11 protein-coding genes are annotated in these 12,565 nt (G+C 60.5%); 6 read left to right on the top strand and 5 right to left on the bottom strand.

Annotated elements, in window-relative coordinates; genetic code table 11:
* Nucleotides 1-65: 65 nt before the first annotated feature.
* From ABTV22_RS24610 to ABTV22_RS24595, 4 genes are all read right to left on the bottom strand, one after another.
* A complete protein-coding gene (locus ABTV22_RS24610; RefSeq protein WP_433737007.1) occupies nucleotides 66-1,193 on the bottom strand; it encodes an NAD(P)/FAD-dependent oxidoreductase in 1,128 nt (375 codons plus the stop codon).
* Nucleotides 1,194-1,326: 133 nt separating this feature from the next.
* Entirely contained in the window at nucleotides 1,327-2,274 is a 948-nt protein-coding gene (locus ABTV22_RS24605) for an ornithine cyclodeaminase family protein (RefSeq protein WP_433737006.1), read from the bottom strand.
* A 259-nt stretch (nucleotides 2,275-2,533) separates the two neighbouring features.
* A complete protein-coding gene (gene rhlB / locus ABTV22_RS24600; protein ID WP_433737005.1) occupies nucleotides 2,534-4,009 on the bottom strand; it encodes an ATP-dependent RNA helicase RhlB in 1,476 nt (491 codons plus the stop codon).
* A 111-nt stretch (nucleotides 4,010-4,120) separates the two neighbouring features.
* Nucleotides 4,121-4,777: an alpha/beta hydrolase gene (locus ABTV22_RS24595; protein WP_433737004.1), complete on the bottom strand. Its 657-nt coding sequence runs from the start codon at nucleotides 4,775-4,777 to the stop codon at nucleotides 4,121-4,123.
* A 469-nt stretch (nucleotides 4,778-5,246) separates the two neighbouring features.
* On the opposite strand from ABTV22_RS24595, the gene ABTV22_RS24590 reads away from it, so the two are divergent.
* The 6 genes from ABTV22_RS24590 to ABTV22_RS24565 all read left to right on the top strand — a co-directional run bounded on the left by ABTV22_RS24590 (nucleotide 5,247) and on the right by ABTV22_RS24565 (nucleotide 11,896).
* Nucleotides 5,247-6,278, top strand: a complete 1,032-nt coding sequence (locus tag ABTV22_RS24590) for an amino acid ABC transporter substrate-binding protein (RefSeq protein WP_433737003.1) — start codon at nucleotides 5,247-5,249, stop codon at nucleotides 6,276-6,278.
* A 65-nt stretch (nucleotides 6,279-6,343) separates the two neighbouring features.
* Nucleotides 6,344-7,525 (top strand): amino acid ABC transporter permease, encoded by a 1,182-nt coding sequence (locus ABTV22_RS24585; RefSeq protein ID WP_433737002.1) that lies wholly within the window; start codon nucleotides 6,344-6,346, stop codon nucleotides 7,523-7,525.
* A 10-nt stretch (nucleotides 7,526-7,535) separates the two neighbouring features.
* Entirely contained in the window at nucleotides 7,536-8,633 is a 1,098-nt protein-coding gene (locus ABTV22_RS24580) for an amino acid ABC transporter permease (RefSeq protein ID WP_433737001.1), read from the top strand.
* Nucleotides 8,634-8,661: 28 nt separating this feature from the next.
* Nucleotides 8,662-9,426, top strand: a complete 765-nt coding sequence (locus ABTV22_RS24575) for an amino acid ABC transporter ATP-binding protein (RefSeq protein ID WP_003178331.1) — start codon at nucleotides 8,662-8,664, stop codon at nucleotides 9,424-9,426.
* Between the two features lie 513 nt (nucleotides 9,427-9,939).
* Nucleotides 9,940-10,599, top strand: a complete 660-nt coding sequence (locus ABTV22_RS24570) for a FadR/GntR family transcriptional regulator (RefSeq protein WP_433737000.1) — start codon at nucleotides 9,940-9,942, stop codon at nucleotides 10,597-10,599.
* Nucleotides 10,589-11,896, top strand: a complete 1,308-nt coding sequence (locus ABTV22_RS24565; protein ID WP_433736999.1) for a CynX/NimT family MFS transporter — start codon at nucleotides 10,589-10,591, stop codon at nucleotides 11,894-11,896. The genes ABTV22_RS24570 and ABTV22_RS24565 overlap by 11 nt, the downstream gene beginning before the upstream one ends.
* Here the strand turns inward: ABTV22_RS24565 and ABTV22_RS24560 are convergent, their stop codons facing one another.
* Nucleotides 11,897-12,517: a DUF1120 domain-containing protein gene (locus ABTV22_RS24560; protein WP_433741502.1), complete on the bottom strand. Its 621-nt coding sequence runs from the start codon at nucleotides 12,515-12,517 to the stop codon at nucleotides 11,897-11,899.
* Nucleotides 12,518-12,565: the final 48 nt, after the last annotated feature.

The raw sequence follows: 12,565 nt of genomic DNA, 5'->3' as shown, positions 1-12,565 counted from the left end.
GCCCCGCATAACGGGGCTCTGAAAGTGTGACGCAATCGTGCCGGCACGTCACGTGAGGGCAATGATCAGCCCAGGCGAGCGGGGGAGAGCATGGCGGCGCTCAGGCCGAAGCGGCTCAGCTGCTCGGGCAAGGGGTGACCGCGCACCAGGGCGGCGCTGGCCTGGCCCATGGCCGGCGAGGTCTGGATGCCGTAGCCACCTTGTGCTGCAACCCAGAACAACCCTGGCACCTGCGGATCGAAACCGGACAGCAAGTCGCCGTCGCTGACAAAGCTGCGCAGGCCGGCCCAGGTGCGGGTCGGGCGGCGGATGGTCAGGGTCGTGGCTTCTTCGATCTGGTAAATGCCCATGGCAATGTCCAGCTCTTCAGGCTGCACGTCGTGGGGCTCCACCGGGTCGGCGTTGGCCGGCGAGCCGAGGAACATGCCGGCGTCGGGCTTCATGTAGAAGGATTCGTCGAGGCTGACCAGCATCGGCCAATGATGGATATCCACGCCCTCGGGGCCGGCGAAGATAAAGGCCGCGCGACGTTTGGGTTGCAGACCCAGTGGCTTGGCGCCGGCCAGTGCACCGATCTTATCGGCCCAGGCACCGGCGGCGTTGATGATGATCGGTGCGCTGAAGGTTCCAGTGCTGGTCTGAACTTGCCATTTGCCTTGGGCGTCGCGGCTCAGGTCCTGCACTTCGCAATCGGTGTGGACTTCACCCTGGTTGCGGCGGATGCCGCGCAGATAGCCCTGGTGCAGGGCATCGGTGTCGATGTCGCTGGCGGTCGGGTCGTAGATTGCGCCGTGGACTTTTTCCCGACGCAGGATCGGCAGACGCGTGCAGGCCTCATCGGCGCTAAGCAATTGCATCTCAGGTACCGTGGCTTTGGCACTCAGGTACTGATTATTCAATTCGGCCGCATCGCCGGTGAAGTCCACGGTCATTTCGCCGCGCGGGGTCAGCAGCGGGTGTTCGCAGAAGCCGCTGGGCGGGGCGTCGAAGAAGTCCCGGCTGGCTTGGGTCAGGGCGCGCACTTGCGGTGTGCCATAGGCGGCGGTGAACAGGGCCGCCGAGCGTCCGGTGGAGTGATAGGCCGGATGGGATTCGCGTTCGAGCACAACCACGCGACCGTGCTGCGACAGCCAGAATCCAGTGGAAGCGCCGGCAATCCCGCCGCCGATGATGATGAAGTCTGCGTGGCTCATGAACGTTTCCTGCTGATGGTTCGATGATTTCTGTAGGAGCCGGCTTGCTGGCGATAAGGACGTCGCGGTTGTTCAAGTAAAGCGCGGTGATGTTATCGCCAGCAAGCCGGCTCCTACAGGGGGTGTAGTCGTGTCAGTGCTGAAGACGATAGATGGCATTGGCCAGCGCAATGTCTTCTAGGCCAAGGCCGATGGAGCGGAAGAACACATGGCGATCGTAGTCTGGCCGCCGCACCTTTTCGCTGAGCAGGTCGGGCAGGTCACCGGCGATGGTGCTAGAGCTCCAGCCGTGTTGTTCACCGGCGATCAGCATTTCACCGGCCGAGCCCGGAGTGGTCAGGCGATAGTCGCAGAACACCTGCATGTCGTTGAGGCTCCGGGGCGGTACTTCGTGGGCACGCGGGGCGTTGGTACTGATGGAGGTGATCAGCGCCGGTTTGCTCAAGGTGGACGGATCGATCACCGGGCCTGCGGACGAGGTGCACAGCATGATCACATCGGCGTCGGCCATCGCGGCTTCGCGGCTTTCGGCGATGGTCAGGCGAGGATCGAGGTGGGTGATGTGGGCCTGTTCTTCGGCGCTGCTTTCGCGCAGGCCCGGCGAGTACAGGCTGATGCTCTGCCATTCGCGCAGGCCTTTCACGTAGTGCACGTGGGCCTGAGCTACTTTGCCGCTGCCGATGATCGCCAGGCGCTGGGCTTTGAGTGGCGCCAGGGCATCGACGGCCACGGCGGTGGTCGCGGCGGTGCGTGCGGTGGTCAGCTCGCCCGCATCGCACAACAGCAGAGGCTGACCGGTCTGCATCGACATCAGCAAGGTCCAGGCGGTGACCAGCGGCCCTTGTTCGCGCACGATGTAGGGTGACGTCTTGACCCCGTACACGCCATCTTCGGCCAGCACACCCAGGTAATTGATGAAATCGCCAGCGCCTTGTGGAAATTCCACCAACTGCTGCGCCGGCTGCACCGCTTGCCCGGCGGCCAAGTCGCGGAACAGTTTGCGCAGAATCTGCGGTACATCGACCTGGGCCAACAGCTCGCGGGCCTGAAGTTGGGTGATCACGTAAGGGGTGCTGGACATGGTCGGCTCCGGGAGCTGCTATTAAACTAATTTGTCCATTATGGACTTTTAGTTCTGTCTCGCAAGCGCTTGCCGATAAAAAGCCGATCCTGCACCTGCAGGAGCCGGCTTGCTGGCGATGACGGCGCATCAGCCGCCATTGCTGTTGAAGGTGAAACCGCTATCGCCAGCAAGCCGGCTCCTACGGGAAGGCTATGAATTTGGATCATAAAAAAAGCGCAGTCCGTTTCCGGCTGCGCCTCTTTTTGCACGTCGTCAATTAATGACGTTTGCGCTCAACTGCCCGCAATAGATGGGTCGGCGGGGTTTCACAGCTGATTTTGCGTCCCAGCTTTTCCTCGATGGACGGTAGCTGGTAGGAGTCGTCTTCACCGGCGAAGCTGATGGACACACCATCGGCACCGGCGCGACCGGTACGGCCGATGCGGTGTACGTAGTCGTCCGGGACTTCCGGCAGGGTGAAGTTGATCACGTGGCTGATGCCGTCGATGTGGATGCCGCGACCGGCCACGTCGGTGGCCACCAGCACGCGAATCTTGCCTTCGCGGAAACCTTCCAGGGTCTTGATGCGTTTGTGCTGCGGCACGTCACCGGACAATTGCGCGGCGTTGATGCCATCGCGCACCAGGCGTTCCTCGATGCGGCGCACTTCATCCTTGCGGTTGGCGAACACGATTACCCGCTCCCAACCGTTGTCGTTGACCAGGTTGTAGAGCAGTTTGTATTTGTCGGCGCCGGCCACTGCGTAGATGTGCTGCTCGACGTTTTCGTTGGCCACGTTGGTGACCTCGATTTCGACGATGGCAGGATCGGTGGTCCACTGTTTGGCCAGGTTCATCACGTCATCGGTGAAGGTCGCGGAGAACAGCAGCGTCTGGCGCTCGCTCTTGGGCGGAGTCTGGCGAATGATCTGGCGCACCTGCGGGATGAAACCCATGTCGAGCATGCGGTCGGCTTCGTCCAGCACCATCACTTCGACCATGTCCAGGTGCACGTCACCGCGCTGGTTGAAGTCCAGCAGGCGGCCCGGCGTGGCCACGAGGATGTCGCAGTGACGGGCTTCGAGGTGCTTGAGCTGCTTGTCGAAGTCCATGCCGCCAACGAATGTCATGACGCTGAGGCCGGTGTACTTGGTCAGGTCGGCGGCGTCCTTGGCGATCTGCACGACCAGCTCGCGGGTCGGGGCGATGATCAATGCCCGAGGCTCACCCATGTAGCGCTCTTTCGGCGGCGGGGTTTGCAGCAGCTGGGTGATGATCGAAATCAGGAACGCCGCGGTTTTGCCGGTGCCGGTCTGGGCGCGGCCGATGGCGTCTTTGCCGGCAAGGGTGAAGCCCAGCACCTGCGCCTGGATCGGCGTGCAGTACGGGAAGCCCAGGTCCTGAATGGCGTGCATCAGTTCGGGGGCGAGTTTGAAATCGTGGAAACGGGTTTTGCCTTCCTGGGGTTCGACGACGAAGTCTTCGAGCTTCCAGGGAATGATCGGCGCCTTGGGCTTGGGTTCGCGGCGCGGCTTGGCAGGTTTTGGGGCTTCACTGCGGGCCGGTTCGGCGATGGTGTCGGCGGCAGGAGCGGGTTTGGGTTCGCGTTTCGGTGCGGCGGCGGGAGCAGGGTGCCCGGCCTGGCTGGCGTCGTTGCGATGGCCGTGGGAAGGCGACGGCACGCTGGGGACTGGCGCGAGTTGCTCAGTCTCGCTTTTTCCGAACATTTTCTTGAGTGCTTTGAGCACGGTCATCTCATCAATTGGTTAAGGAATGTACGCCGGCCAGTGTAATGCAAGAAACGGGCGCGGCGTAGTGGGATGGATCAAAGGGCGCTTTTAAACAAAAACAGGCCTCTAAAACGTTTAACCCAGGCGTTCGGCGAGCCAGATACCGATGTCGCGAATTTCCTCGGGTAACACTTCATGGCCCATTGGGTACTCCTGCCATGTCACGGTGACACCATGCTGTTTCAGGTATTCGTAGGCCGTGCGGCCCATCGAGTTCTGGACCACGTCATCGTACTGGCCATGCAACGACAGCACGGGAATGCGCTGCTGGCTGGCGGACAGTTCAAGCGTTTCACTGAAGGTCGGTGCGTAAGTGGAGAGGGCCAGGACGCCCCCCAGCGGTCCCTGCCATTTCAGGAAGGCGGTGTGTAAGACCACGGCGCCCCCTTGGGAAAAGCCTGCGAGGAAGATCCGCGAGGCGTCTATTCCAACCGCTCGCTGCACATCGATCAGTTGGATGATCCGCTGCGCGGACTCTTCCAGTTGATCGCGGTTGATCGCGCGCGCCGGGCTCATGGCCAGAATGTCGTACCAGCTGGGCATCTCGTAGCCACCGTTGATGGTGACGGCGCAGGTTGGGGCCTGTGGCAGGACGAAGCGGGTGGTCAGCAACTTTTCCTGCAACGCTTCGGCCACCGGCAGAAAGTCATAGCGATCGGCGCCCAGGCCATGTAGCCAGATGACGCAAGCGTCAGCGGGCTTGACGGGTTCAAGAATCAGGGGCTCGGTCATGGCTGCTCCAAAAATGTGCGTGCGCTCTCAATCAGTGCGAGAGGTGAGAGCGCGTCGGGTTGATCAGTTACGAAGATGTCGCAAGGTTACAAGTTTTGCTATTGACCTGTCGCTTAACCGCTTAAGTGAAGGGTGTGGTACGGGCTTTGCTATAGGCAAGCTGGTACGAAAATCCCACATCTGTCGGTAACACTATCAGGCCATTTATGGCAGTGGGATAGCAAAAAATCCGGTGATGGATGTTCGCCAGTGGCCGCTACGGGCTTCGCGAACGTGAAAGGGCTACCGCCCGTTCGGCCGATTGGTGAGAAGTGAGTTGTCCATTATGTGGATTTTCTCCTACTAGACTCATGGCTACGGTCTCTACGTCGGTTGACCCCAAAACAAGCCAGCACGGGTCGACAACGCCTCAAAAGGGTGCGACAGGACTCACGCTCCGACACAACAAGAGCAAAAACTGGAGGTTTGAATGAAGATGTTGAAATCCACCCTGGCAGTCGTGACTGCAGCCGCAGTACTCGGCGTCAGCGGGTTCGCCCAGGCGGGTGCAACCCTGGATGCCGTGCAGAAGAAAGGATTCGTGCAGTGTGGCGTCAGCGATGGTCTGCCAGGCTTCTCGGTTCCGGATGCTACCGGCAAGATCGTAGGTATTGATGCTGATTACTGCCGTGCCGTTGCTGCTGCCGTCTTCGGCGACGCGACCAAGGTCAAGTTCAGCCAGTTGAACGCCAAAGAGCGTTTCACCGCGCTGCAATCGGGCGAAATCGACATCCTGTCGCGCAACACCACCATGACCAGCTCCCGTGACGCGGGCATGGGTCTGAAATTCCCTGGCTTCATCACCTACTACGACGGCATCGGCTTCCTGGTGAACAACAAGCTCGGCGTGAAAAGCGCCAAAGAGCTGGATGGCGCGACCATCTGCATCCAGGCCGGTACCACCACCGAGCTGAACGTTTCCGACTACTTCCGCGGCAACGGTCTGAAATACACCCCGATCACTTTCGACACCTCCGATGAAAGCGCCAAGTCGCTGGAATCCGGTCGTTGCGACGTGCTGACCTCCGACAAGTCCCAACTGTTCGCCCAGCGCAGCAAGTTGGCTTCGCCGAAAGACTACGTGGTTCTGCCGGAAACCATTTCCAAGGAGCCTCTGGGCCCGGTCGTGCGTAACGGCGACGACGAGTGGCTGGCCATCGTGCGCTGGGTTGGCTACGCCATGCTCAACGCCGAAGAAGCTGGCATCACCTCCAAGAACGTCGAAGCCGAAGCCAAGGGCACCAAGAACCCGGACGTCGCTCGTCTGCTGGGCACCGACGGTGAATACGGCAAAGACCTGAAAGTGAAGAAAGACTGGGTCGTGCAGATCGTCAAGCAAGTCGGTAACTACGGTGAAGTGTTCGAGAAAAACCTCGGCAAGAGCACTCCGCTGGAAATCGACCGCGGCCTGAACGCGCTGTGGAACAACGGCGGCATTCAATACGCACCACCAGTGCGCTGATGGTTCTTTCACCCGGCGGGCCAACCGCCGGGTGATGTTCTGTTCCATTATTTGCGGGGCACTACATGCAAAATTCAATCGGCGCACCAAAGCAGAGGTTAAGCCTCAGCGATCCGCGAGTGCGTGCGTGGGTATTTCAGATCATCACCATCGTGGCGGTGGTCTCCCTGGGCTGGTATCTGTTTGATAACACCCAGACCAACTTGCAACACCGGGGCATTACCTCCGGTTTTGACTTTCTGGAGCGCAGTGCCGGTTTCGGCATCGCTCAACACCTGATTGCCTACACCGAAGCGGACAGTTATGCCCGTGTGTTCGTGATCGGCCTGCTCAACACCTTGTTGGTGACCTTCATCGGCGTGATCCTGGCGACGATCCTCGGTTTCATCATCGGCGTGGCGCGCCTGTCGAAGAACTGGATCATCGCCAAGCTGGCGACAGTGTATGTGGAGGTTTTCCGGAACATTCCGCCGCTGCTGCAGATCCTGTTCTGGTATTTCGCGGTGTTCCTGACCATGCCGGGGCCGCGCAACAGCCATAACTTCGGCGACACCTTCTTTGTCAGCAGCCGTGGCCTGAACATGCCGGCCGCGCAGATGGCCGACGGCTTCTGGCCGTTCGTGGTCAGCATCGTCGTGGCCATCGTCGCCATCGTGCTGATGAGTCGCTGGGCCACCAAGCGCTTTGAAGCCACCGGCGAGCCGTTCCACAAGTTCTGGGTCGGCCTGGCCATGTTCCTGGCGATCCCGGCACTGTGCGCGCTGATCTTCGGCGCCCCGGTGCACTGGGAGATGCCGAAGCTGCAAGGCTTCAACTTCGTCGGAGGCTGGGTACTGATCCCGGAACTGCTGGCCTTGACCCTGGCGTTGACGGTGTACACCGCGGCGTTCATCGCCGAGATCGTGCGTTCGGGCATTAAGTCGGTCAGCCACGGCCAGACCGAAGCGGCCCACTCGCTCGGCCTGCGCAACGGCCCGACCTTACGCAAGGTGATCATCCCGCAAGCCCTGCGCGTGATCATTCCGCCGCTGACCAGCCAATACCTGAACCTGGCGAAAAACTCCTCGCTGGCAGCCGGTATCGGTTACCCGGAAATGGTGTCGCTGTTTGCCGGCACGGTGCTCAACCAGACCGGGCAGGCGATCGAAGTGATTGCGATCACCATGAGCGTGTACCTGGCGATCAGTATCAGCATTTCCTTGCTGATGAACTGGTACAACAAGCGCATTGCGCTGATCGAGCGGTAAGGAAAAGCGCATGACGACTCATACTTTCAAACCTGACATGCCGCCACCGAGCCGCAGTATCGGTGTCGTGGCATGGATGCGCGCCAACATGTTCTCCAGTTGGCTCAATACCCTGCTGACCCTGTTCGCGTTCTACCTGATCTACCTGGTGGTCCCGCCGCTGCTGCATTGGGCGATCCTTGATGCCAACTGGGTCGGCACCAGCCAGGCTGACTGCACCAAGAACGGTGCCTGCTGGGTGTTCATCCAACAGCGTTTCGGCCAATTCATGTACGGCTACTACCCGGTGGATCTGCGTTGGCGCGTGGACCTGACCGTGTGGCTGGCGGTCATTGGCGTGGCACCGCTGTTCATCTCGCGCTTCCCGCGCAAAGCGGTGTACGGGCCGGGTTTCCTGGTGCTGTACCCGATCATTGCCTGGTGCCTGTTGCACGGTGGCGTTTTCGGCCTGACCCAAGTGGCGACCAGCCAATGGGGTGGTCTGATGCTGACCCTGGTGATCGCCACCGTCGGTATTGCCGGCGCGTTGCCGTTGGGGATTGTCCTGGCACTGGGACGACGTTCGAAAATGCCAGCGATTCGTGTGGTCTGCGTGACCTTCATCGAGTTCTGGCGCGGCGTGCCGTTAATCACGGTGCTGTTCATGTCCTCGGTGATGCTGCCGCTGTTCCTGCCTGAAGGCATGAACTTCGACAAGCTGCTGCGGGCACTGATTGGCGTGATCCTGTTCCAGTCAGCCTACGTGGCCGAAGTGGTGCGTGGCGGTCTGCAAGCGATCCCTAAGGGACAGTACGAAGCGGCCGCGGCGATGGGCCTGGGCTACTGGCGCAGCATGGGGCTGGTGATTCTGCCGCAAGCCCTGAAGCTGGTGATCCCCGGCATCGTCAACACCTTCATTGCGCTGTTCAAGGACACGAGCCTGGTGATCATCATCGGCCTGTTCGACTTGCTCAACAGTGTCAAACAGGCCGCCGCCGACCCGAAATGGCTGGGCATGGCCACCGAAGGCTATGTGTTCGCCGCGCTGGTGTTCTGGATTTTCTGTTTTGGTATGTCGCGCTATTCCATGCATCTGGAACGCAAGCTCGACACGGGCCACAAGCGCTAAGTCGCTACCTTATTTAGGAAGTATTTCGATGAGCGAAGCAATTAAACAGCCTGTGAGCCCTGAAGGCATTATTCAGATGCAGGGCGTGAACAAGTGGTACGGCCAGTTCCACGTGTTGAAAGACATCAACCTTAACGTCAAGCAGGGCGAGCGTATCGTCCTGTGCGGGCCGTCGGGTTCCGGTAAATCCACGACCATCCGCTGCCTCAATCGTCTGGAAGAACACCAGCAGGGCCGCATCGTGGTCGATGGCGTGGAGCTGACCAACGACCTCAAGCAGATCGAAGCGATTCGTCGTGAAGTTGGCATGGTGTTCCAGCACTTCAACCTGTTTCCGCACCTGACCATTTTGCAGAATTGCACCCTGGCGCCGATGTGGGTGCGCAAGATGCCCAAGCGCAAGGCCGAGGAAATCGCCATGCATTATCTGGAGCGCGTACGCATTCCGGAGCAGGCGCACAAGTACCCGGGGCAACTGTCCGGCGGTCAGCAACAGCGTGTGGCGATTGCCCGCGCACTGTGCATGAAACCGAAAATCATGCTGTTCGACGAACCGACTTCGGCACTCGACCCAGAGATGGTGAAGGAAGTACTCGACACCATGATTGGCCTGGCCGAAGACGGCATGACCATGCTCTGCGTCACCCACGAAATGGGCTTCGCCCGTACCGTGGCCAACCGCGTGATCTTCATGGACAAGGGCGAAATCGTCGAGCAGGCGGCACCGAACGACTTCTTCGACAACCCGCAAAATGATCGCACCAAGTTGTTCCTGAGCCAGATCCTGCATTGATCGACGCTTGGCAGTGAAATAAACCCGGACTTGGTCCGGGTTTATTTTTGGCCATTAAAACATTCACTGACCCCCGTAGGCGCCGGCTTGCTGGCGATGGCGCCCGATCATTCGAGACCAGTGTGTCTGTCAGCCCGGAATCGCCAGCAATCCGGCGCCTACGGATATGTGTCGCGCTACAAGCTCGATGTCTGCGCCGCACCCCTGTAGGAGCCGGCTTGCTGGCGATGGCGCCCGACCATTCGACACCAGTGTGTCTGTCAGCCCGGAATCGCCAGCAAGCCGGCTCCTACGGATATGTGTTGCGCTACAAGCTCAATGTCTGCGCCATTCCCCTGTAGGAGCCGGCTTGCTGGCGATGGCGGCCGATCAGGCGACATCAATGAGGCTGGAGAAGAGCAAATCGCCAGCAAGCCGGCTCCTACGGATTTTGCGTGAATACGTTGTTCTCTTGGATCAAGTTGACTAACATGTCAGAAAATTCATCCTATGATTGGATGAAAGGGCGAATCCATGTCAGACATTGCTCCATTAGTGAAACGATCCCTGGTCGATCAGGCCCTGGATCAATTGCGTCAGCGCATCAACCAAGGTGTCTGGGTCGTTGGCCAGCGTTTGCCCACCGAGCCGGAGCTGTCAGCCGAGTTGGGTATCAGCCGCAACACCGTGCGCGAAGCCATGCGGGTGCTGGCGTTTTCCGGGTTGATCGAGATCCGCCAGGGTGACGGCAGTTACCTGCGGGCGGTGGTCGATCCGCTGGACACCTTGAAAGTGCTGTCGCAGTGCTCCCTGGAGCAGGCGCGCGAGACGCGGCACATCCTTGAAGTCGAGGCCATCGGCCTGGCCGCCTTGCGTCGAACAGAGGAGGACCTGGTGGCATTGCGCGAGGCATTGGGTGTCAGCGGTAGCCACTATCACGGCGATCTCGATACCTACATCGCCTGCGATCTGGTGTTCCACCGTCGCTTGGTGGACGCCGCGCACAACCCGACCCTCAGCGAGCTTTATCGCTATTTCTCCAGTGTCATCGGCGAGCAACTGCGCCATTGCCTGAACATCACCCCGCGCCGTCAGGAAGTGTTCGACCTGCACATCGAACTGCTCGAAGCCGTCGAGCAACGTGACCCGGAGCGGGCCAAAGCCTTGTCGAGGCAGTTGATCAATGAACCTTGAAACCGAGAACGCCATGTCCAGCCGCAACAGCCAGATCACCGAAGCCAAACGCCAGGCAGAGCTCGAAGAGTTACTGATCGACGCTGAAGCCGACGACGAACAGGTCCAGCAAAGTCACCCGGTTCTGCGCCGGCCGTGGCTGTTGCTGCTGGGGTTGATCCTGGTGGCGCTGAACTTGCGCCCGGCGCTGTCGAGCATGGCGCCAATGCTCAGCGAGGTGTCGAAAAGCCTCGGACTGTCGGCGTCGCAGGCTGGGTTGCTGACGACACTGCCGGTGTTGTGCCTGGGCTTGTTTGCGCCACTGGCCCCGGTTCTGGCGCGACGTTTCGGTGCCGAGCGCGTGGTGCTGGGTATTCTTCTGACCCTGGCGGGCGGGATCATTCTGCGCAGTTCATTTGGTGAAGTCGGCCTGTTCGCCGGCAGCGTGCTGGCCGGCGCCAGCATCGGCGTGATCGGTGTGTTGCTGCCGGGCATCGTCAAGCGCGACTTCCCGAAACAGGCGGGGACCATGACCGGTGTCTACACCATGGCGCTGTGCCTGGGGGCGGCGATGGCGGCGGGGGCGACCGTGCCGCTCAGTGAGCACTTCGATAAGAGCTGGGCGCTTGGCTTGGGGTTTTGGGTGATTCCAGCGCTGGCCGCCGCGATTTTCTGGCTGCCGCAAGTTGGCCAGAAACACGGTACGCATAACGTTGCCTACAAGGTTCGGGGATTGCTGCGTGATCCGCTGGCGTGGCAAGTCACGCTCTACATGGGCCTGCAATCGTCCCTGGCCTACATCGTGTTCGGTTGGTTGCCGTCGATCCTGATCGGCCGTGGCCTGACCCCGACTCAGGCCGGTCTGGTGCTGTCGGGTTCTGTGATCATTCAACTGATCAGCTCGCTGGCCGCCCCCTGGCTGGCCACCCGTGGCAAGGATCAACGCCCGGCGATCGTGATCGTCATGCTGATGACCCTCGGTGGTCTGTTCGGTTGCCTCTACGCACCGATCGAAAGCCTGTGGGGCTGGGCGATTCTGCTTGGTCTGGGGCAAGGCGCTACCTTCAGCCTGGCGCTGACCTTGATCGTGTTGCGCTCGAGGGACTCCCACGTGGCGGCCAACCTGTCGAGCATGGCTCAGGGCTTTGGTTACACGCTGGCATCCATGGGGCCGTTCGCGGTCGGTATCGTGCATGACTGGACCGGGGGCTGGAGCGCCGTGGGCTGGATCTTCGGGGTGATTGGCCTTGCCGCAATCGTAGCCGGCCTGGGTGCCGGGCGTTCACTGTACGTTCAGGTGGTCAGCGAAAAAGTCTGATCACAGGTAAACCACGTCCAGCGTCGCCGAACCGTCGAGATGCACCTCGGTACCCAGGTCCAATTCGGACGTGGGGGCGATCACTGTTTCGACAATTACTCGGCTTGTCAGGCTTTGGATGCCAATCGGGCCGGCGCTGCTGCCCGCAACGTCGGTGAATCCCAGATAGCTTCTGGCGCCAATCGGAATTGAGCGGCTGCTCGATGAACTCCAGGCCACCCCCCCGGTGGTGGAGTCGGTGCGATACACCTGCGGCCATTCATCCACCACCGTGCTGGCCGGATCGAAATTCAGCGAATACAGGCCAATTTTGTTGCCGCTGCTGTCGTGATTCAGGCCGTAGTAAATCTCGCTGTTGACGATGGCCGAGCCGTCGCGGTTGTCACGCATCAACAAGGCTAACCGCGCGGGACCGGTGCACTGGAGACTGAAATCGAGCGTCTGGTCCCGCAGTTTCGTGCGCTTGTCGAGGCTCAGGTCCTGGCGCGAAATTTTGCCGTAGTCGACCAGGCCGTTGTTCGACAGGCTGGGCGTGCAGGCGACGGGGGTGATGAGGCCGTTGACGGACAGGTCCACTGCAGAGGCAGCGAGGACGGTGGGGGCGGCGCTGATGAGCAACATGGTCGCGAATAAAGTGAAGTGCTTGTTCACGGATGAAAATCCTTTTCT

Origin of the sequence: Pseudomonas putida, from assembly GCF_050990305.1 — a bacterium.
Taxonomy (GTDB): Bacteria; Pseudomonadota; Gammaproteobacteria; order Pseudomonadales; family Pseudomonadaceae; genus Aquipseudomonas; species Aquipseudomonas putida_AH.
This window is presented reverse-complemented; position numbering and strand designations above follow the sequence as displayed.

Excerpts from the sequence above, each read along its gene's own strand:
- ABTV22_RS24595 (WP_433737004.1), bottom strand. The coding sequence starts at position 4,777 with ATGACCGAGCCCCTGATTCTTGAACCCGTCAAGCCCGCTGACGCTTGC.
- ABTV22_RS24605 (WP_433737006.1), bottom strand. The coding sequence starts at position 2,274 with ATGTCCAGCACCCCTTACGTGATCACCCAACTTCAGGCCCGCGAGCTG.
- ABTV22_RS24610 (WP_433737007.1), bottom strand. The coding sequence starts at position 1,193 with ATGAGCCACGCAGACTTCATCATCATCGGCGGCGGGATTGCCGGCGCT.
- ABTV22_RS24575 (WP_003178331.1), top strand. The coding sequence starts at position 8,662 with ATGAGCGAAGCAATTAAACAGCCTGTGAGCCCTGAAGGCATTATTCAG.
- ABTV22_RS24590 (WP_433737003.1), top strand. The coding sequence starts at position 5,247 with ATGAAGATGTTGAAATCCACCCTGGCAGTCGTGACTGCAGCCGCAGTA.
- rhlB (WP_433737005.1), bottom strand. The coding sequence starts at position 4,009 with ATGACCGTGCTCAAAGCACTCAAGAAAATGTTCGGAAAAAGCGAGACT.
- ABTV22_RS24580 (WP_433737001.1), top strand. The coding sequence starts at position 7,536 with ATGACGACTCATACTTTCAAACCTGACATGCCGCCACCGAGCCGCAGT.
- ABTV22_RS24560 (WP_433741502.1), bottom strand. The coding sequence starts at position 12,517 with ATGTTGCTCATCAGCGCCGCCCCCACCGTCCTCGCTGCCTCTGCAGTG.
- ABTV22_RS24570 (WP_433737000.1), top strand. The coding sequence starts at position 9,940 with ATGTCAGACATTGCTCCATTAGTGAAACGATCCCTGGTCGATCAGGCC.
- ABTV22_RS24565 (WP_433736999.1), top strand. The coding sequence starts at position 10,589 with ATGAACCTTGAAACCGAGAACGCCATGTCCAGCCGCAACAGCCAGATC.
- ABTV22_RS24585 (WP_433737002.1), top strand. The coding sequence starts at position 6,344 with ATGCAAAATTCAATCGGCGCACCAAAGCAGAGGTTAAGCCTCAGCGAT.